This is a genomic window from Streptomyces sp. NPDC028368, from assembly GCF_055565615.1.
In genome coordinates this window covers 23227-41856 of the sequence record NZ_JBVHTY010000027.1, presented here as the reverse complement: position 1 = coordinate 41856, position 18630 = coordinate 23227, and the positions used below count along the sequence as shown (strand labels likewise).

Genomic DNA, 18630 nt, shown 5'->3' with positions numbered 1-18630 from the left:
CGATCGGGTGAAGCCGCGGCCCGGCGGCGGGGAGGCTTGGACCGGCCCCGGACCACGGCAGCCAGAGCGCCCTTACGGGACGGCCAGGACCGGTATCCAGGGCCGGTCGCCAGCGTCGCCGATGTCGCGGCCGACTGCTCCTTCAGGGACCTCGGCCCAGGCGTGTGCGGCGTCGGGCAGGAAGCGGGCGCCGAGGACCCAGCGGGCCTGGCGGCCGGTGAGGGCGGTCGCGATGACCGTGGCGAGGCTGATCTCCATGCAGGCGATCCGGCCCGGCCACCACGACGGGGTCACCGCCCGTACCGCCGTGTACAGGGCCTCGACGCGGGCGAGGCGCGCGTACGGCAGTCCGCGGAGCAGACGGACGGTGGCGATCTGCCAGCGCAGAGGCAGTTGACTCATCGCCAGGGAGAGGGCGAGCGCGACGGCGGCCACCAGGCGGTCGCGCCACGGTGCGGTGGGCCGGGCGGTGGGGACCATGAGTGTCATCGGCGCCACCACTGTCGCGTTTGCCGAGGCCGGTCGGTGTCGATGAGCAGACCGCGTTCCACGAGGCCGTGGACGAATGCGGCGATCTGGCTGCCGACGGCCTGTGGGTCCTGGCCGGTGGGGATGGCGATCTCGTCGGCGAGGCCGGCGGTGCCGCCGCGGACGGTGACGGCGTGCCAGATCCGGGAGGCGTCGGCGTCGAGCATCAGCCATCGCCCGCGTCGCACGTCGAGCACCGCCGTGCCGTGCTGGGAGGTGGCGTGGTGGACGTGACGGGCAGGGGTCAGCACGGCGCCTCCAGCCCGGAGGGTTGGCCGGTCAGCCACCAGCACGTCACGAGCAGTTGGTGCAGGTCGGCGATGGCTGTGGCGCTCTGTCCGCGTGCTGCCTGCGCGAGGACGACGTGGACGGCCGCGGGGTCGATGAGCCCGGACGCCGCCAAGGGACTGGCGACGATCAGCTCGTCGAGCCGAGCGCGGTGCCGGGCAAGCCCGGTGATCCGCTGGGCGGTGAACGAGCCCTTTGAGCGGCGGGAGGTCAGCCAGTCAGGCAGTTGCGGCAGCGCGGCCCGCAACAGCGGCTTGTACGCCACCAGGCCCCTGCGCGCGAGGGCGGGGACGGCGAACGCGGCGCGGACGACCTGGTTGTCCAGGTACGGGTACACCGGCCGGATGCCGAGGGTGTGACCGTAGGGGGCCCAGCCGCGGGCCGAGGCGCCCACCGAGCGCAGGGCGGCCCACTGGTCGAACTCGTCCGCCTGCTCCGTCTGCTGGTCGCGGGCGGCATGCCGCAGCAGCGCGGCGACCTGATGGCGGCCCTGGGCGGTCAGCCAGGAGGCCGCGGCCCCCAGACGGCACCACGACCACCCACTGACCGCCGGCTCTGGCGTGACCGGCTCGTGCTCCAGGGCCTCGGCGGCACGTTCCAGGGCGCCGCTCCGGCCGAGGTCAGCGGCCTGTTTGAGGGCTTTCCAGTACGGGCCCGGAGCGGTGTTGCGCAACCGGGCGAATGCCACCACCTGGCGGTGGGCCTCGCGCCGCTGGCCGTCCTGCAGGAGTCTGACCCAGCAGGAACTGGAGGCGTCGAGGACGATGTCCCCGCCATGCCCGGTCAGATGGAGCGGAAGTCCGGCCACCGGCCCCAGGTAGGCGGCGTCCATGGCGTACATCGCCGCCTCCAGCACCGGCTCCGCCCCGGCCGGCTGCGTGGTGGGGAAGCCGAACGGCAGCTGCTTGTCACCTCCGGTGGCGACGGTGTGCGCGATGCCGGTGTGCTGGGTGATGCGGGAGGCGAACGCCATGTCCTCACCGCTGGTGTAGCCGTCGGTGTACGTCACCGCGTGCACGCCCCCGGCGTCGGCCGCGAGCACGACGGCCGCCGAGGAGTCCAGCCCGCCCGACAGATCGGCGCCCACCATGCCGTCGGCGACGCGGACGCGGCGGCAGACGGCGTCGGTGAGCGCTTGCCCGAATCGGGCGGCGCCTTGCCGCAGTTCATCGACGGGATCGACGTTGGTGACGTCGATGAACTGCGGCGGCGCCCCGGTGGCGAGCAGCAGCCCGAACCCGCCGGGCACCATGCGGATCTGTTCGTATGGCGTGCGGTGGGGCCAGTGGTGCTCGCCTACAGTGAGCCGGGCCGCCAGCAACGGCAGGTCCGGCACGAGCGGATGCTCCAGGAGGCGGGCCTCAGTCGCCCACGCGGTCCCCTCACCGCGCAGCATGTAGTAGACGGCCCGGATGCCGGCCAGGTCGCCGCACACGAACCGCTGCCGCCCGTTGTCGGCGACCACCCAGTACGAGCCCGGCCACCGGGTGAGCTCGGACCATCGGCCCGCCCGCACCGCTGAAAGGGCGGCCATCAGATCCTGCCTGGTGACCCGGCAGTCGCCCACCACCACGATGCCGTCCGGCCCCTTGGCGACCGCCCGCACTCGCGCGTCGGGCGCGTGGCGAAGGTCGCCGAGCCCGTCTACTTCTGTTCCGTCCACGGCAGCAATGCCGCCGGTCAGCCACTCCATCTGCTTGCCTCCCCTGTGATCAGTCCTGTGACGCGCCCGGGGGCCGGCCGTCGTGCGGCCGGCCCCCGGGGTGCTCGGTGAGGTCCTGGGCTTGTCAGCCCTCGAAGTAGTTGGACTTGTCCGAGTCGTTGAACACCTGGCGGCCCAGGGTGAGGGTGGCCACCGGGTGGGTGCTGATCTGCGGCGCGAAGCCGTTCGTGCTCGGCGCCGGGGCGGGCTTGTCCTCGACGGGCTTGGTGGTGGCGGTCTGCTCGGCCATGGCTGGCCTCCCTTGTCATCGGTGGTTGTGAGGTGGTGCTGCCTCTATGTCACCGCGATCGAAGATCTGTTCCCAGAGACGGAGTTGGGGACTTGCTGGGAGCGGATCTGGGAGGAACCTGGGACACGCTTGGGACGTGTCAGTCCGCCTGGAGGAGGCCGAGAACCGCCCGCTGGTAGACGGCATAGACCTGGGGCAATTCGGCGAGGTGGGCGCGCTCGTCGATGCCGTGCAGCCCCTCGTACGGCAGGCCGAAGCCGGCGGTGGCCGGGATGCCCTCCCCGGCGAGGAGGTTGCCGATGTTCGAGGGGCCTGCGGTCTTTGCCCGCACCGCAAGCCCGGCCTCGGCGGCAGCGCCCAAGAGCGCGGCGGCGGGCTGCTCGTGGTCTTCCACGCGGAAGGGTGGCCAGCTGGCCACCGGAGTGATCTCGGTGGGACGGGGAGTTGGCAATTCCGCGTCCAGCTCGGCGACGGCCTTGCGTACCAGGGTCTCCGCGTCGTGCGCGTCGAAGCTGGGTGTGGTCCGTACGTCGACATTCAGCTCGCACAGGTCGGGGATGACCGAGAAGCCCTGACCGCCGTGGAAGGACGTCACCGACAATTTCGGTGGCAGCGGAAACCCGGGCCCCTCCTCCACGCCGGGCAGTTCAGTAGCGTCCAGCAGCCGTACGAGGTGGACGGCGCGGGAAATCGCGCCGACCACGGTTCTACTCGATCCGGAGTGCCCGGAGGGCGCGTGCACCGCGATGGAGGCCCGCCACAGGCCCCGGCCGCCAACCACGACCTCGTCCAGCCCGGGGTAGCCGATCATCACCCCGGCCGGGCGAGCCGCGACCTCGTCGGCGAGGTAGGCACGGGCGCCGCCGAAGCCGCCGGTGTGCTCGTCGACGTCCAGCAGCACGGCGAGCCCGCCGTGCAGGTCAGCGGCGCGGCTGTGAAGCTCCGCAGCGATGTGGCAGAACATCGCAGCGGCCAGCTTGGAGTCGGCACTGCCCCTGCCAAGCAACCAACCGTCCATCACCGCCCCACTGGCCGGGGAAAAGGACCAGGCGGCCTCATCGCCGTATGAGGCGGTGTCCACGCAGGCGTCCAGCGCCCACCACAGGCCCGGCCGACCCCCGGGGATCTCCACCAGCAGCCCCACCAGGCTCCCGGCGTCGTCGTGCAGACGGCGGTGCGGCAGGTCTCGGGCAGCGAGCCAGCCCTCCAATACCCCAAGAACGGGCCCGTAGTCGTCGATCCCACCCCGGCTCGGCCGCCGGATCAGTTCCTGGGCGAGCTCGACCACGGACACCATGCGGGCCTCGGCGGCCTGCTGAAGGTTCTCACTCACGCTTCTCCCCACCATGTGTCAGCTGTGCCGGACCGGCAGCGCGCGGACCGCCTCAATCGTCTCCACCAGCCGCGCGGACGCGCACGCCTCCCGCCCATGGTGGACCAGCCCCACCGCAGCCTCGCGACTGAGTAAGACGCCGCAGTCAAACCCCTCCGCCCCGTGAAAGGACGGAAGCGGAACAACCGCCTGCGTCTCCGAGGCCACGAAAAAGCGTTCCAACGCCTCCGCCGGCTCGACCATCCCGATGTGCAGTGTCTTGACCCCGTTGCGGCGTGCGGACGGGTCACGCAACTCCAGCAGCCGCACCAGGTGGTCCGCGAGCGCGCGGTGACGCGGCGGGCCGTACAGCACCCGGTAGTGCACCAGGTCCGGATGCTGAGCCACCGCCGTCTCAATCGCCGCCAGATACGCCTTCTCCCGGCTCCGGCTCCCCGTGACCACCAACCGCTCGCGGGCGCCAGCCGCAACGGCGACCATCGCCTCGACCAAGTCCGTCCAGCGCGTGAACACCTTGACGACCACCGCCGTGCCGGAGGCCTCCAGCACGCTGGTGGCCTCCCCGTCTTGGTGGGCGAACAGCACCTCCGACCGCTCCCGGTACAGCTGGCACAGTCCTGCCCGGTTCCGCTTTCCCGTCCGGCGCCGCCCGGACTCCCACGCGCTGAGCAGACTGGCGTCCGCAGCCAGCCCGGTGATCGCGTTCAGAGCATCAGCAGCCTCCTCCAACGTCATGTTCCGCGCCAGCCGGGCCCGCTTGAGCGCCGAATCCGCACCACATGCTGCGGCCACGGACACCGCCCCCTCCCCTATGCGTCGGCATGTGACCGCAAGTCTTCCCCTCTTGAGTTCAACGGGCACCCTTTGCGAGGCTGTGAGCGGGAACACGGCGGTCCCGCACGCGATGGCCCGGCTCAACGACCAAGGTGCGAAGACGGGCCAGGGATGACTTCAAGTCGGGATTCACTGCGGGTGCGAGGCGCACAGACATCCGTGTAGTGATGGTCCATGGTCAGGATGACCGGACGGTGCAGCCTCCAGGCCAGAGCAGCGTTGACGCAGTCGGTGAGTCCGAGTTTGTGACCCATGTACGTGCGCATCAGCTGCTCGGCCTCGCCAAGCAGCCGGCCGTCGACGGTGGGGATTTGGAGTCGGCCGGACATGACTATCAGGGAGCGCATCCGCGCGGCACGCGAAGCACAGCGCCCCAGATGCAGCCAGGCGAGGCTCGCTGACGAGCTTTCGGTGGCGCGCTGGGGGAAGCAGGATTTCTCGACCGGCAGCAGGTCTACCGGTGGGAGACCGGACGGCGGGTGCCCAAGGAGTGGCTGCCGTTCATCGAACAGGTCCTGCACCTTGATCTGTCCGGGGTCAATGAGGCCCAGTTCACCGATACCGTGACCTCAGTCATGCGCTTGGGAGGCAGCGACGTGGACCGACGGCAGTTCCTCACAGCATCCGCTGCCGTTGGCCTGGCCGCCCTCGACCTCCCTGACGCCGAGGCCGTCACCCGCCGCGCGAACCGGCCCGGACCGGTCGCGGTCGGGATGGGCGAAGTCGCCGCGGTCCGCACCATGACCACCACGCTCGGGGACGCCGCCTCCGAGCTCGGCGGCGGACACGCCCGCCACCTGGCCGTGCGCTACCTGACCGTCGACGTCAAACGCTGGCTGGACGGCCGCTACACCGACACGGTCGGGCGCGAGCTGTTCGCCGCCACCAGCGAACTGGTCCACCTGATCGGCTGGATGCCCCGGGACGAGGGCAACCAGGGGCTGAGCCAGAAATACAACGTCTACAGCTTCCGTCTGGCCGCCGAGGCCGGCGAGAACGAGCTCGCCGCGACCGCCCTGCGCGGGCTCGCGGACCAGGCCATCGACCTCGGTCACATCCCGACCGCCGTCCGGCTCGCCGAAGCGTGCGAGCAGCGCGGCCGGAAGCTGAACAACCCCAAGGCGCTGGCGTACTACCGGAACACGTTCGCCCGCGCGGCTGCCGCCGACGGCGACCGCACCACTGCCGGGAAGCTGCTGACCTTCTCCCAGAGCGCGATCGAGAACGCCCCGGCCCTGCCCGGCCAGTCGTGGGCGTCCCACTACAGCCACGGCCGGTGGGCGCACGAGTCCGGCATGATCCACGCGCAGATGGGCGACCTCACCGCCGCCGAGGAACACCTGCACCTGGCCCTCGACTTCCCTGTCAAGTCAGCGTGTTGAGATCTCGAAGGGCCCGAGGGGCCCGACTGTTGGGGCTCAGCGAAGTTAGTGGGGGTCAGGCTGGCACAGCGCTCCACTTGGCCATTCGGAGACACGGCCGTCTCGGCCGGCCCCACGGCTGGGTCAGCCCGGCTTGACCGCCAGCGTGGCAAAATAGTTCGACATGTATTGAGCGGATGCGTTGGATTGGTGCGGCGCTTCCGCGAAGCCGGTGAGGACGAACCCCGCGGCGAGTTGCCCGCCGATCTGGTCGGTGAGGGTGTGGCTGTATTCAAGAGGGGCATCCGCGCCGAACTTCGTGGCGCGTTCCTCGGCGGAGTACTGCGTGACATCGCTGTAGGGCAGCTTGTGCACGACGATCAGCTCGCCGCGCTCGTCGAGCGCCTCGTGGTCGAACAAGTACACATCAGGGTTGAGGAAGCCCACGAGCAGAGTTCCGCCCGGTCGCAGGACGCGGAAGCACTCACGCCACACCGGTGCCAAGTCTGGTACGAATAGGTTAGAGACCGGATGGAATACGACGTCGAATGTTGCGTCGCCGAAAGCGCTGAGGTCGCGCATGTCGCCTAGGACGGTGCGCAGCTCGAGTCCGTCGCGCGCCGCCACCATCTGGTCCTGGCCGAGCTGGCGGGGTGAGTTGTCGAATACGGTGACCCGCGCCCCTGCGGCGGCGAGGATCGGACCCTGCTGGCCACCGCCGGAGGCCAGGCACAACACGTCCTTGCCGGTCAGGTCCGTCGGCAGCCAGGAGCGGTCGACTGGCTCACGCCCGATGAGAACAATCGACCAGTCGCCCATGCGGGCGCGCTCGACATCCTCAGCACTCACCGGCCTCGACCACTCGTTGCCCTCTTGGACACACTTGTCCCAGGCTGCCCGATTGTGGGCAACGGGGTCGACAACAATGTCCTGCACGTTTAACTCCCTGCTACAGCCAAGCGGACACCTGCGGTACTGACAGTTCGGTGCCGCTAGCCAACACGATTGCAGGGTGCGGGCTCAACGAAATTAGCGAGCATCGAGGTGCCCACGGGCGCGCCGAAGGTGCCCCTGCCCGGAGATCCCTGAGTGGCACTGTCACTCGTCCGGGTGGGGTGATCGCCTGCCGCGGATCGGGATGACATTCGGGTCCGGCTGAGCGAGTGCTTCTCGCAGTTGTTGGTTCTCCAGAGTGAGCAGGTTGAGGGCTCGGACGAGGGCAGGGACATCTACTCGGAGCTGATCGAGTTCCTTGTTCTTGTTATCGATCGTCTCTTTGAGTTTCACGATGTTCCGCCGAAGGCGGGCTTCGACGTCCGGAGTCGCCCCGCGCTCTTTGACCCGTTCATAGAATTCGTTCTTCAGGTCGAGGTGGCGCTGGGTCAGGGCATTTCTCGGGACGCCGGCTTCCTGGGCCAACGCGACGATCGTGAGGGCGCCGTTCGAGGACTCCGCGGCGCCACTGAGGATCCGTTCCATCGCCTTTCGGATGCGATCGCGCTCGTCGAGGGCGGGGGTCATGCAGCACTCTCCTGGAGTGTGATGCGGGTGCGGTCGTGATGATCGGCGATGGCGCGGAGCGTGCCAGCGTTGGCCCGCAGTCGGTCCCCGACCGGTTGCGGGGTGTGGACGGCGCGTTTGTCGATGACGTCCGCGCGCTCGCGGAGCCGGGCTGCAAGCGCACCCGGGCAATCGTGCTCGCCGACCTCGGCCACGTCCAGCTCAAGCGCGGCAACACCGAGACGGCCCTGGCCACCTGGACAGAGTTCCTCAACTGCGCGGACGGCGTGCAGTCCGTCCGGATCAACGACGGTCTGACCAACATCGCCGCACGCGCGTGAGGCGCCCGTGACAACCACCGAGTACCCGAGCGGCCCTGCGGGTGCTAGCGGTCCGAGGGCCCTCCTGGGGCGAGGAAGCGGGCGCCCATGTTGTCCATCGGGCTGAAGTAGACCATCGCCGTGAACCAGGCAGCGGCCTTGCGCGGGTGCTTCAGCTGCAGCAGATTCGCGTAGGCGTACACCGTGCGGTGAGCGGGCCGGTTGTCGATCTCGCCGTAAGGCAGGACGTCGCGGAAGGGATAGGGAAGGGATTGCTGCAGGACGCAGACCCCGGCGGCAGCCCAGGACAGCGCGGCCTCCAGGTCGCCGCGGACGAGATCAGCCTCGCTCTCCACGTCGTTCGGGTCAAAGTCGTCGTCCTGATCGGCGAGATCGGCGAGCTCGTAGGCGATGGTGGTGTATGCGTCGAGATCGTGGGGATGCAGCCGGCGGTCTCCGATCGTCACGCACGCCTTCTCGTATGCGGCGTCGTACGCCTCGTCGGTCTCCTCGTCCGGCGTCCAGATCCGTTCCATCGCCCATTCCGGGCGCGGCGGCAGCTTCGCGATCTTCCGCTCCAGCCGGGACAGGCCGCCCGGTTCGTCCTCGTACTCGGCGTAGTGAGCTGCCGAGTCGAACGTGTGGAACTCGGTGTCCTGCATCCAGGCCAGCAGCGGCCGGTCGAGCTTCGCCAGCGCCTCCCGTGACAAAGCTGGTGAACGCCACTTCGCCGTCCGGGACGAGATGTGGTGGGGCACCGGTACCGCGTGTGCCTCTGACAGCCGCAAGTTCGGTGCCTGGTCCAGCAACCTGATGACCGAGTGGCACCAGCGCTACCGGCCGTGGGGGCCGGGTCTACGACCTGTTCCGGCGCTGGCAGCGCGATGGCACGTGGGCCAGGATCGTCACCGAGCTCCAAGCCCAGGCGGATGCGGAGGGTTTGACCACCTGGGATGTGAACGTGGACTCCAGCGCCTCGACCAAGCCTTGGAGATCATCGTCTCGGTTGTGCATGATTCCGCGGTCGTTGAGGCAGGCGACCATCGCGCGGCTTCGCCTCGTGTGCGGGACACCGTCAGGCGTTCATCGAGCTGGAGAATTCCGTCTTCGACGACAGCACCGATCCAGGACCAGACGGTCAGGATTTTGCTGAGGTGGGCGACGTCGAAGAGGGTGTCGAGCCTCATCGGATGGTCGAGATCGTCGGGGGCAAGAAATCCCGTGGCACCGCTGACCTGAATGCCGTTGGCGTCGCCGACAGCCCAGACGGCTCAGGGGTAGACCTTGTTGCAGACGCCGTCATGGACGAGTTGCTCGATGCCATCCGTATTGAGCGCCATGGTCTCCCGGTCCCCTGTCATTGGTCTCTCCGTGCCGATGCGACGCTGCCCACGTTCAGCAACTCGTGATCCTGGCAGGGTGGTTGGCGGCTGGCGATGGCGCCATCTTTCGACGAGAACCCTCCAGATCCGCCGACGCGCGTATCGTCGGAGCGCAACCCCAGCTAACGAGCTCGTACATAGTTGGCGGTGAGTGCGATGAGCTCGTGACGGCTCTTCAGCGAGGACGGTCAGACGTTGGGGACCTGCAGCTTGTCCCAACTGGTCTTGCCCGGGATGCCGTTGGCATCGTCACCTTCGAAGCCGAGCTTCTCCTGCCAGGCGGCGTAGGACTTCACATCGCCCGGGCCCCATACGTCGGCGTTGGCGCTCGACTGGTAACGATTGCAGCCTTCGGCGACGAGCCGATGGTGCATTGCGGCGACGATCGGCGATTTCCGTCCGGTGTGGAAGAACGACGCACCAGGGAACGGCTCGAAGTTGGCGGGGCCGGCGGGGCCGCCCCCTGACTGGTAGGCGGTCAGTGCCCTGTTCGATGGTGAGCGGCGTTGCTTGAAGACCGTCTGCACGCGGGCATCGGCGCGTGGCAGTTTGGTGTGGCCGCCGAGAATGGCCCCCGGGACCTCGTAGTTGTAAACGACTTCGTCGCTTGCAGCCTCAACCGACACCACCTGGCTGGAAAGGACCCGATGGACTCCGGAGTAGCTCGTACGCAATTCGTGGTTGAGATGGTCCAGTTGGGCATCCATGTTGAACAGGACATCCGCCCCGAGCGCAGCTCCGTTGTAAACGTGCCTGAAAAGCCCCGACCGCCGAGGGGACGAAGTCCACTGGGCGAGGCCGACGCCGGGTAGTTTAGGCCCTTGATGAGGTGATTTCCGATCCATGATTTGGGCGGCTGTGAAATCCGTGGTTACTCCGGCGAAGTTCTTCGCTCGCATCGGGGTGGACGGCGAGCTGCCCTCGATGCGATTCGGCAGAATGGCCGACTCTGCCCACAAGTTCCCGACGATCCCGGCGGCGCCTGCGGGCGGATAGCCGTACCGGTCGACGAGTTGCCTCATGCAGTAACGCATGCGGTCGTCGGTTCCGACCTTTGTCCAGTCGCCGGCCGCCGGAGCCACCGCGACCGAGGCGGGCCCGTGTCCCATTCCTTGACGCGGTCCGCGACCGGGACAGTCGGCAGCGGCTGGAAGATGCCCTGCTTCGACGTTCGGAAATTTGCCGTTCATTTCAGGCTCCTCACACGAAGCGCGCTTCGCCCGTCGCGAGGGCGCACGGCGTCCACCACGACTGGAGAAGCCGGGTAAGAGGAGGACAGAGACAAGCTGTGTCTGGTTGTGAACTGGTGGGCCGCCAGTAGCGATCGCCCCGGCCTTGTTCGAAGCCCAACCCAAGGCCATTTTTATTGTACTGCGAAGCATCGCAGCCCGCCCTGGATCACATTACGCGGCCATCAGGTAACCAAACGCGGCCGCCCGGCAGGCTGTCACGCGGGGTCACACCTCTGTGACGCGCTACCGGACAACATGAGCTTCACCCCCCAGGAAACACCCGTAGCGCTTCAAAATCGCTTCACCGCTGTTGACTTCGGACGACGCGCCCGACCAATGGTCGGGCATGATCAGTCCTCGTGCTGGTACGGATGATCCACCTGTTCGCCACGCGGATCTTCGCGTGGCTCACTCTGCTGAGCCGATCTACCACGGCGAAGAACGCGGAGATACTGATCCTGCGGCACGAGGTCGCAGTACTGCGCCGACAAGTCGCCGCGCCGAAGCCCGGTTGGCCGGACCGGGCACTGCTGGCCGCGCTCGCCCGGCTTCTGCCCCGGCCGCTCCGCAGCCATCGGGTCGTCTCCCCGCGCACCTTGCTCGCCTGGCACCAGCACCTGATCAAGCGGAAGTGGACCCAACCGCCGTCCCCAGGCCGCCCGCCGCTTCCTGACGAGCTCCACGATCTGATCATCCGGCTCGGTAGCGAAAACCACCGGTGGGGCGCTCGCCGCGTACACGGCGAACTGCGTCGCCTTGGGCACAAGGTCAGCGCAGCCACCGTCCGCCGCGTTCTACGCGCCTCCGGCATCGGGCCTGCACCGCGCCGTCACCAGGCGCGCCGCGAGTGGGCTACCTTCCTCAAGGCCCACGCCAGCGGCCTGCTCGCCACCGACTTCTTTCACGTGGACACCATCGGGCTACAGCGACTGTACGCCCTGTTCGTCATGGAAGTGCACACCCGCACCGTGCACATCCTAGGCGTCACCGCCCATCCCACAGCCGCCTGGGCCACCCAGCTGGCACGCCAACTCCTGTGGGAGATCGGCGACCGCGCAAGCCGATTCCACCACCTCATCAGGGACCGTGACACCAAGTTCACCGCGGCATTCGACGCCGTCTTCGCCAGTGAGGGCATCACCGTCATCAAGATTCCTCCACACAGCCCCAACTGCAACCCGCATGCGGAACGCTTCGTGCGCTCGGTACGCGAGGAATGCACTGCCCGCATCCTGCTTCTCGACCGTGGCCACGCCGAGAAGATCCTTTACGACTACGAGGGGCACTTCAACGCCCACCGGCCCCATCAAGGACGAAACCAGCTCGCGCCTCACGATGACCCCAACGTCATCCCCCTGCCAGCGGCCACGATCAAACGCCGGCAAGCCGTTGCTGACCTCATCAACGAGTACCGCGAAGCAAGCTGATCGCATGACAAAACACCAGGTCAAGGGATGTGAATCCATTCTGAAGCGCTACGGGGTCCGAATCCCGTAGATCGAGGGAAGAAGGGCTCAAAGATCCACTTGATCACCGAACCGACCGGTCTGCCCTCTCCATCGGGATCTCTGCCGCGAACACCCACGACAGCCAGGCACTCGAATCCCTGGTACGCGGCATCCCGCCCATCCGCTCCCGCCGCGGACCACGTCGGCGCCGGCCCGCCAAACTCCATGCTGACAAGGGCTACGACTTCGACCGCCTGCGCATCTGGCTCCGCTCCCGGAACATCACCCCGCGCATCGCCCGCAGGGGCCTCGAGTCCTCCCAGCGACTGAGCCGCCACCGCTGGACCGTGGAAAGAACGGTGGCGTGGCTGGCAGGCTGCCGCCGCCTGCACCGCCGTTACGAGCGCAAGGCCGAACACTTCCTTGCCTTCGCCGGGTAGCGGCCGCCCTGATCTGCTACCGCCGACTCCCCTGCTGAGGTGGTGCTCAGGTATTGGTACCTCGTGCCGACACGCGCCAGCGGTCGATCACCTCGCGGTGCCGGACGACCAACAGCTCATCGGCGAGATTTACCGGCGTGCAAATGTGGTTGGGGACGACAGCGACCACCGACCCCAAGCGTGGCCCTTGTACGCCGTCCGGAAGGCGGACCACGGCATGGTGCTCCCACAGCCCTGTGATGGTTCCTTGCGGGAACTGGGGCAGGTAGCCGTGGCCCCTCACCCATGATGACCGGTCGGAGCCGAGGACCTTGCTGCCGACGTCCAGCACGAAGCGGTCAGGGGCGGGAACGCTGATTACCGTGGCCGCGGCGACCAACGCAAGGTCCTCCACCCTGCTGGTGCCAATAGCCAATTGGGTGGCGTCATTGAAAACGTAGACACCGGGCCGCAACTCGTTGACTGCGCCCGGCTGCCACTGCCCCACCGTCGGAGTCGACCCGCCACTGACCACATGGATATCGATCCCAAGGTCCCGCAGGGTCTGCGCGGCTTCGCCCAACGCGTGCTCTTCGTCACGCGCGGCGCGCTCGCGCGCCTGCGCGTCGTGACCGTAGCCGTGTCCCGGAAACGTGAACACACCGACCACATGCAGTCCCGCGTCGGCCGCCGCCTTCCCCACCTCACCAGCGGCGCAAGGCGGCACTCCGGTCCGGTGGTTCCCGCTGTCGACCTCGATGAGCACCTCGACCGGTCGTGCGCTGCGTCCCACGGCATCTCCCAGCCGCTGCGCACCTTCAACTGACTCGACGCCGACTCGCAGGGCAACCTCATCCGCCAACCGGCGCATCCGCTGCGCCTTGTCCGCGTCGAGCCACACGGGGTACGCGATGAACAGGTCGTCCACACCGGTCCGGGCGAAGGCCTCGGCCTCGCTGATCGTGGCCACCGACAGCCCGTGCGCGCCGGCCCGAAGCTGGCGGTCGGCGATCTGCGCGCACTTGTGGCTCTTAGCGTGCGGACGCAGAGCGAACCCTTTGGACCGCGAAGCCTCAGCCATCCGCGAGATGTTTCTGTCCAGAACATCTGGATCGACCACGAGCGCCGGCGTGGCCAGCCCATCGGGCAGCTGTATCGCCATCTCTTGCCTCCCACCATGGAACACGTCGAGACGATCATGGCAGGTCCCCGGACCTGGCTACAGGACCATAGCCCCCAGGCCGGGCGTACCGATCGAGCGACCTCTAAAAGACGGGCATCTCGCCGTCAGTGCCGTCGAGTAAGTTCTGTCCGTTCGGCCCGACAGGCGGGCCGCCGAACTCGAGGACTCGTCGCTGTGAGCATGCACATGCACATGCGGGCCGTCGCGGAATCCGAGATCCGGGACGACCACACCTGGCTTGCGGCGTTCATGTGGGAGGCTTGGGAGAACCTACCCGCCGAGTACGCAGTGGGCATCGCCGTCTCGATCGAGAAGGTCTGGGCTGCCGTCAATGACCTCTACGCCGCTGCCGATGTCCTCGATGCGGATGCCGGCAAGCTCTGGACGTTGCCGATTTACGGCGGGCGCCCCGTGGCACACAGCACCGATGCCGACCCCTCCAACCCGCCCCTGGGGATTCTGGAACCGCCTGGGGTGTCACAGGCCGCAGGCTTCCTCGCGAGTGTCTCTTTCGACGAGCTGTGGAACGTTGCCAGTGCCAAGCTCGTCTGGTCCGGCTGGGACGAGGCGCAGGTCAGGCAGGAGTTCCTCGACTATCACAGGCGCCTCCAAGGGTTCTACGGGCAGGCGGCTACAGCAGGCCACGCCGTGGTCAGGGCGGTGTGGGCTTGAGACGTGGTCGCGGAATAGGTACTCGCGACGCTGGCCTTGCCGCTGCGCTGCCATCGGGGCCGAGGCTGAACGGATAGCCGAGGCGGTCGAAGTTTTCGAGGTGGTCCGGGCCATGCTTCCGGCCACGCTTGCGGTACGTCCAGGCCGGGTCTTCCCGGAATCGTTTGATGCTTTTGCGAACCTCGAACACGATTGATCAATCATCCGATGCTGTATCAGTGTTGAGTTTGTTGGCGTTGCCGTAGATGAGGCCGTCGACGGCAATCTGCTGAAAGGCGGGGAAATGGGCAGGACCGCCCTTGCGGTGCGCGCCGCTGATGGGACTCGAAGGCCTTGTCCCCTGCGTGGTTCGCGGCCCCACCAGCGGCCCCGCCGGCGCCGCCGAAAAGCATGTCCCGCCCAACGCTCCTGTCTTCGCCTTCGATCAACATTTCTCCCCCGTCCGCCGCCGCCTGCCCGGCGGCACCACCCGCGCCCTCCACCGTCATCCTGCCGAGAAGGTTCTTGCTCTCCAGCCCCTCGCCGATGGCCTTGCCGGGGGCCCAGTCCGCTCCGTGTTCCCCGGAACTGCGCGCCCAGCTCCCGATTTTCTCCCCAAGCTTCCCGGCACCCGCCGAGGCCCGTGCCCACCCCAGAGGCTATGGCGGCATCCTGGAGGTCCTGCCCCCAGGTGATCTTCTGTCCGGTGAGGGCCTGTCCGCCGACGTTACCGATGAAGTTGGCGCCCGTCCCCTTCCCGAATTCGATCATGAACTTGAGCAGCTTGTTGGTCTCCATCGCCTTCTTCGCTGCCTCGATCGCCCTGGCGGCACCGATCAGGAACTTTCCGAGCTTGGTGACCTCGCCCGCGGCCTTGGCGACCCGCGCCGAGGCCGCGCCCGCCGCGATGGCGTCGGAGAAGCCCGCGGTCAGCACCGTCAGGCCGATGCCGATCGCCACCGTCGCGGCAATCTCCTCGAGCACACGGTGGACCTCGTCGTTGGCCTTCTGGATGGCACCGGCGGTGCTGTCCAACTGATGCGCCACGGTTTCGAACTGCGGCAGCGCCTTCTCCACCTGGCTTCTGGTGTGTTTCCAGTGGGCGTGGAAGGCGTCGGCTGCGGCTCCGGTCCGGGCGTGTACCGCTGGGTCGTGGAAGGAGCGATCGCGCTGCTGCACTGGTTCCGCCGCCTGCGTATCCGCTGGGAGATCCGCGATGGCATCCACCACGCGTTCGTCACCCTCGGCTGCGCTGTCATCTGCTGGCGACGACTGCGCACCGTACTTTGTCGAGAGTAAAGCGGGCGATCAGCCCAGGGGATGGCCTGCTCGATGCGTCGGAGCGCATTCGTAGCAGTCGGGCCCGCGCAGCCTCACATCCGGGATCTCAGCACGTCGACCTCACAGCCCGGCGCGAACGGGTCGAAGCCGTGCTCGATCAGCCAGCGAACTGCCAGCAGGCTTCGCAACGACCACCACGCGTGGATCACGTCGAGGTCGATGTCGGTGCCATAGCCGGCGAGGACGTCGTCGAGGTGCTCCTCGTGTCCGAGCGTGAAGGTGGCGAGGTCGTACAGGGCATCGCCCTGGCCCGCCTCGGACCAGTCGATGATGCCTGTGACCTCGTCGCCGTCGACGAAGACGTGCGCGATCTGCAGGTCGCCGTGCGTGAACGCCGGAGTCCACGGCCGGAGTGCAGCCTCGGCGACCTGGCGGTTGTGGGTGACCAGGTCAGCGGGCAGGAGGCCGTTCGTCACGAGCAACTCGCACTCGTCGTCGAGTTCCGCCGCCAGCGCGACGATGCTCCGGCCGGCCCGGCCGGGCAGGGGCGGCAGCGGCGCGTCGTGCAGCTTCCGGATGGCGGCGCCCGCCGCGGCCCACGCCGCCGACGACCCGGTCGACGGCCCGCCGAGGCGCCCAAGCGTCGTCCCCGGGAGTGCGGCGATCGCGAGCACGGGCGGCTTGCGCCACAGGACCTCTGGGGTCGGGACCGGCGCGAGGGACATTGCCTCGACCTCGACGTCGATGCGCGCCTGATCGGCGTCCACCTTCAGGAACACGTCGCCGACGCGCAGGGTCGCGCGCTCGGAATGGGCGACGACGACTTTGACCTCATCCATGGGCGACCAGTATCCCGGGGATGATCGCCGATGTCGCCGGGTTTATCGCATGCGATTACTCGGCTGACTGCGTCCCGATACCCGGCGGCCTCGTGCGCGACACCGACCTCTGACTAGGTCAAGTCCACCACTTTTGTGAGGAGTTCTCAGGACCTTGTCGCGCAGGGCGTCGTCAGCTTCGTTGCTGAGGAAGGCCCGGCCGAGATAGCGATTGCCGCGGAAGGTGTACAGGTCGATCTCGTGATGGTGGTGGGGCATCCACCGCACACGGACCTCACACCCGATACGGCCCACCCCGTTCTCGGGCATGTAGCAGCGCCCCGCGAACTCCACCCCGTGGCTGGTGATCTTACGTACCTTGTGGTCACTCTCCAGCATCAGGGCGCGTAATTCCTGGGGGCTGGGCTCGAGCCGGATCTCGACGGAATCGGCCTGCCACGCCTGAAGCGGCGTCATGCCGGTGCGGTTGATGACGTACTGGGTGTTGTGCTCGGTGACCCAGGTGCGCAGCAGGCCGACAAACGCCTCGAAGGTCAGCGGCGGATCCTGGTCGCCGAGGTGGCGGTGATGATCGAGCCGGGGCGCTTTGGTGTAGCGGGGCAGATCGGCGAAGAAGCGGGTCATGCTCGTGCGGTTCAGCCGCTCGATGCCGCCCTTGTGACGGGCACTGCGGACCCGGTGCACCGGCACCCCCATCAGCCCGAACGCCCGCCGCACCGTCCGGGACAGGAAGTCGGCGCCACCGTCGACCCGTACCAGCTCCGGCAGCCCCCCGGCCGGCCCGTATGGGTCTTCCCGCAACACCGACGCCCGCACGGCCGCCAGCACCGACCCCCGGTGCGCGGAGCCGGCGGTGACCGCCCAGCCCATCACATGACCGGTACCGCGGTCCTCGAACCACGTCACCCACACCTTCGACAGCTTCTTGTCGGGCATCATCACCACCAGCGGGGGCTGCTTGTGATCCCCCTCCCACACCTGATTGCGGGCCACCGCAGGACGCTGGAACGCGGGATCGAAACCACGGGCAGCCGGAACGCCCTGACGCAGACCCGCCATGAAACCAGGGTCGAGATCACGGGCGATGGCGTCGTGCAGCGTCGTCAGCCCACCGACTCCTCCCCCGCCGCCAAAGCGAGGCGGGTCAGGTGCTCGTGGGCGCGCCTGACGTTGCCCTGATAGTCGGCGAGGACATCAATGATCTCGTCAGTGATCCGAAAACGCCGGCGATCGGGTTTCTCCGTGCTGCCGGTCTCCTCGGCCTGCGCCAACCGGCGCCACACCGTCCGCACACTCACACCCACGGACTCAGCGACCAACCGTACGTGCGCAGTCCTCAACTCCCCCACCGCCCGCAGCCGCAGGAGCTGAGCCACCGCTGCGGGCCGCAACTCGTCCCGATGCCGCCCCAAGCCCGCCTCCGCAGACTCCGAGGCACCGTCCAGCCTTGTCACCGGTGCCGGCACCCGCGACGCAGGCAGACGGATAACGGCGCGGTACTCACGTACAACGTCCAACGGCGGTTGCATACAGGGCAGTTAAACCAGACGCAAGTGTGCGACGGGTGCGTCTGATGCGAGGCTATGACCTGCACGTGCGCTTCCCGCCCGGCCGCCCACCCGGGCGGGTGGCAGCAGAACATTCCCGCCAGTTCGATAGGCGCACGTGCTAATACCCCTCGGAACTACCACGGGAATCTGGACCAGCACCAGACCCCGCGACACCGGCACCGACGTCAGCTCATGAAGGCCAGGAAGACAAAGGAGATACGGCACACACGACACCGGCCGATACGGCTTCACGTCACCGCAACGTCCCAGGAACTGCCACCATGACCGACCGGTCCAACTGCCCTTGAACAGCACCGATACACCTACAGATCAGTGACATACACAACCGAACACCCCAGTGACACCACGACCGAACCTCACACCCCGAGCAGGTCGCCGCTGAACTCGGTATCAGCCGCTCCACGCTGTACCGGGAGCTACGCAAGCACCGCGAGAGTGTTGCCGTTCTTCGGGTCACACCAGAGGGTTGATTGGCTCTTCAGAGCCCTCATGGGTGGGGTGGAGGGGG

19 protein-coding genes and 4 pseudogenes are annotated in these 18630 nt (G+C 67.8%); 8 read left to right on the top strand and 15 right to left on the bottom strand.

What is annotated here, in order from left to right; translation table 11 throughout:
- Positions 1-72: 72 nt before the first annotated feature.
- The 7 genes from ACZ4S3_RS38280 to ACZ4S3_RS38250 form a co-directional block, all read right to left on the bottom strand.
- Positions 73-489, bottom strand: a complete 417-nt coding sequence (locus ACZ4S3_RS38280; protein ID WP_467943181.1) for a lasso peptide biosynthesis B2 protein — start codon at positions 487-489, stop codon at positions 73-75.
- Positions 486-779, bottom strand: a complete 294-nt coding sequence (locus ACZ4S3_RS38275) for a PqqD family protein (protein ID WP_467943179.1) — start codon at positions 777-779, stop codon at positions 486-488. Before ACZ4S3_RS38275 ends, ACZ4S3_RS38280 begins: the two co-directional genes overlap by 4 nt.
- Positions 773-2509 (bottom strand): asparagine synthase-related protein, encoded by a 1737-nt coding sequence (locus tag ACZ4S3_RS38270; RefSeq protein ID WP_467943178.1) that lies wholly within the window; start codon positions 2507-2509, stop codon positions 773-775. Before ACZ4S3_RS38270 ends, ACZ4S3_RS38275 begins: the two co-directional genes overlap by 7 nt.
- A gap of 94 nt (positions 2510-2603) precedes the next feature.
- Positions 2604-2768: a hypothetical protein gene (locus tag ACZ4S3_RS38265; protein WP_467943176.1), complete on the bottom strand. Its 165-nt coding sequence runs from the start codon at positions 2766-2768 to the stop codon at positions 2604-2606.
- A gap of 139 nt (positions 2769-2907) precedes the next feature.
- Positions 2908-4101: a M20 family metallopeptidase gene (locus ACZ4S3_RS38260; protein WP_467943175.1), complete on the bottom strand. Its 1194-nt coding sequence runs from the start codon at positions 4099-4101 to the stop codon at positions 2908-2910.
- 18 nt (positions 4102-4119) lie between these two features.
- Entirely contained in the window at positions 4120-4836 is a 717-nt protein-coding gene (locus ACZ4S3_RS38255; protein ID WP_467943174.1) for an XRE family transcriptional regulator, read from the bottom strand.
- 179 nt (positions 4837-5015) lie between these two features.
- A complete protein-coding gene (locus ACZ4S3_RS38250; RefSeq protein WP_467943173.1) occupies positions 5016-5456 on the bottom strand; it encodes a hypothetical protein in 441 nt (146 codons plus the stop codon).
- Positions 5457-5531: 75 nt separating this feature from the next.
- Between ACZ4S3_RS38250 and ACZ4S3_RS38245 the strand changes: the two genes are divergently transcribed.
- Positions 5532-6317, top strand: coding sequence for a tetratricopeptide repeat protein (locus ACZ4S3_RS38245; RefSeq protein WP_467943171.1), 786 nt, complete (start codon positions 5532-5534; stop codon positions 6315-6317).
- A 123-nt stretch (positions 6318-6440) separates the two neighbouring features.
- On the opposite strand, the gene ACZ4S3_RS38240 is transcribed toward ACZ4S3_RS38245, so the two are convergent.
- Both ACZ4S3_RS38240 and ACZ4S3_RS38235 read right to left on the bottom strand, forming a co-directional pair.
- Complete coding sequence (locus tag ACZ4S3_RS38240; protein WP_351201255.1) at positions 6441-7232, bottom strand: class I SAM-dependent methyltransferase; 792 nt, start codon at positions 7230-7232, stop codon at positions 6441-6443.
- A gap of 162 nt (positions 7233-7394) precedes the next feature.
- Positions 7395-7817: a hypothetical protein gene (locus ACZ4S3_RS38235; RefSeq protein WP_467943170.1), complete on the bottom strand. Its 423-nt coding sequence runs from the start codon at positions 7815-7817 to the stop codon at positions 7395-7397.
- A gap of 155 nt (positions 7818-7972) precedes the next feature.
- Here ACZ4S3_RS38235 and ACZ4S3_RS38230 point away from each other — a divergent pair.
- Positions 7973-8131, top strand: a pseudogene (locus ACZ4S3_RS38230) (tetratricopeptide repeat protein); the annotation flags it as partial.
- A gap of 50 nt (positions 8132-8181) precedes the next feature.
- On the opposite strand, the gene ACZ4S3_RS38225 reads toward ACZ4S3_RS38230, so the two are convergent.
- On the bottom strand, positions 8182-8874 hold the full coding sequence (locus ACZ4S3_RS38225) for a hypothetical protein (protein WP_467943210.1): 693 nt from the start codon (positions 8872-8874) through the stop codon (positions 8182-8184).
- Between ACZ4S3_RS38225 and ACZ4S3_RS38220 the strand changes: the two are divergent.
- Positions 8867-8970: pseudogene (locus ACZ4S3_RS38220) on the top strand (Tn3 family transposase); the annotation flags it as partial. The gene ACZ4S3_RS38225 and the pseudogene ACZ4S3_RS38220 overlap by 8 nt on opposite strands.
- Positions 8971-9686: 716 nt before the next feature.
- Here ACZ4S3_RS38220 and ACZ4S3_RS38215 read toward each other — a convergent pair.
- Entirely contained in the window at positions 9687-10688 is a 1002-nt protein-coding gene (locus ACZ4S3_RS38215; protein WP_467943168.1) for a phage tail tip lysozyme, read from the bottom strand.
- Positions 10689-11089: 401 nt separating this feature from the next.
- Between ACZ4S3_RS38215 and ACZ4S3_RS38210 the strand changes: the two genes are divergently transcribed.
- Complete coding sequence (locus tag ACZ4S3_RS38210; protein WP_467943166.1) at positions 11090-12157, top strand: transposase; 1068 nt, start codon at positions 11090-11092, stop codon at positions 12155-12157.
- A 54-nt stretch (positions 12158-12211) separates the two neighbouring features.
- A pseudogene (locus ACZ4S3_RS38205) lies at positions 12212-12656 on the top strand (IS5 family transposase); the annotation flags it as partial.
- Between the two features lie 8 nt (positions 12657-12664).
- Here the strand turns inward: ACZ4S3_RS38205 and ACZ4S3_RS38200 are convergent.
- Positions 12665-13759, bottom strand: a complete 1095-nt coding sequence (locus ACZ4S3_RS38200) for an alanine racemase (protein ID WP_467943165.1) — start codon at positions 13757-13759, stop codon at positions 12665-12667.
- A gap of 201 nt (positions 13760-13960) precedes the next feature.
- Between ACZ4S3_RS38200 and ACZ4S3_RS38195 the strand changes: the two genes are divergently transcribed.
- The gene (locus ACZ4S3_RS38195; RefSeq protein WP_467943208.1) at positions 13961-14452 is read left to right on the top strand and encodes a DUF1877 family protein; all 492 of its coding nucleotides are present in this window, start codon (positions 13961-13963) and stop codon (positions 14450-14452) included.
- Positions 14453-14956: 504 nt separating this feature from the next.
- Positions 14957-15730: a hypothetical protein gene (locus tag ACZ4S3_RS38190; protein ID WP_467943163.1), complete on the top strand. Its 774-nt coding sequence runs from the start codon at positions 14957-14959 to the stop codon at positions 15728-15730.
- 74 nt (positions 15731-15804) lie between these two features.
- Here the strand turns inward: ACZ4S3_RS38190 and ACZ4S3_RS38185 are convergent, their stop codons facing one another.
- The 3 genes from ACZ4S3_RS38185 to ACZ4S3_RS38175 are packed head-to-tail and all read right to left on the bottom strand — an operon-like array spanning position 15805 to position 17822.
- Complete coding sequence (locus ACZ4S3_RS38185; protein WP_143943641.1) at positions 15805-16551, bottom strand: phosphotransferase family protein; 747 nt, start codon at positions 16549-16551, stop codon at positions 15805-15807.
- Between the two features lie 42 nt (positions 16552-16593).
- Positions 16594-17610, bottom strand: a complete 1017-nt coding sequence (locus ACZ4S3_RS38180) for a Mu transposase C-terminal domain-containing protein (protein ID WP_467943162.1) — start codon at positions 17608-17610, stop codon at positions 16594-16596.
- A gap of 44 nt (positions 17611-17654) precedes the next feature.
- A complete protein-coding gene (locus ACZ4S3_RS38175) occupies positions 17655-17822 on the bottom strand; it encodes a hypothetical protein (protein WP_467943160.1) in 168 nt (55 codons plus the stop codon).
- Between the two features lie 668 nt (positions 17823-18490).
- Here ACZ4S3_RS38175 and ACZ4S3_RS38170 point away from each other — a divergent pair.
- Positions 18491-18592, top strand: a pseudogene (locus ACZ4S3_RS38170) (helix-turn-helix domain-containing protein); the annotation flags it as partial.
- Between the last annotated feature and the right edge of the window lie 38 nt (positions 18593-18630).

What these genes read in the sequence shown, in the direction of transcription:
- ACZ4S3_RS38255 (WP_467943174.1), bottom strand. Translation starts at nt 4,836, where the DNA reads ATGACGTTGGAGGAGGCTGCTGATGCTCTGAACGCGATCACCGGGCTG.
- ACZ4S3_RS38280 (WP_467943181.1), bottom strand. Translation starts at nt 489, where the DNA reads ATGACACTCATGGTCCCCACCGCCCGGCCCACCGCACCGTGGCGCGAC.
- ACZ4S3_RS38200 (WP_467943165.1), bottom strand. Translation starts at nt 13,759, where the DNA reads ATGGCGATACAGCTGCCCGATGGGCTGGCCACGCCGGCGCTCGTGGTC.
- ACZ4S3_RS38265 (WP_467943176.1), bottom strand. Translation starts at nt 2,768, where the DNA reads ATGGCCGAGCAGACCGCCACCACCAAGCCCGTCGAGGACAAGCCCGCC.
- ACZ4S3_RS38270 (WP_467943178.1), bottom strand. Translation starts at nt 2,509, where the DNA reads ATGGAGTGGCTGACCGGCGGCATTGCTGCCGTGGACGGAACAGAAGTA.
- ACZ4S3_RS38195 (WP_467943208.1), top strand. Translation starts at nt 13,961, where the DNA reads ATGCACATGCACATGCGGGCCGTCGCGGAATCCGAGATCCGGGACGAC.
- ACZ4S3_RS38185 (WP_143943641.1), bottom strand. Translation starts at nt 16,551, where the DNA reads ATGGATGAGGTCAAAGTCGTCGTCGCCCATTCCGAGCGCGCGACCCTG.
- ACZ4S3_RS38215 (WP_467943168.1), bottom strand. Translation starts at nt 10,688, where the DNA reads ATGAACGGCAAATTTCCGAACGTCGAAGCAGGGCATCTTCCAGCCGCT.
- ACZ4S3_RS38180 (WP_467943162.1), bottom strand. Translation starts at nt 17,610, where the DNA reads ATGGCGGGTCTGCGTCAGGGCGTTCCGGCTGCCCGTGGTTTCGATCCC.
- ACZ4S3_RS38235 (WP_467943170.1), bottom strand. Translation starts at nt 7,817, where the DNA reads ATGACCCCCGCCCTCGACGAGCGCGATCGCATCCGAAAGGCGATGGAA.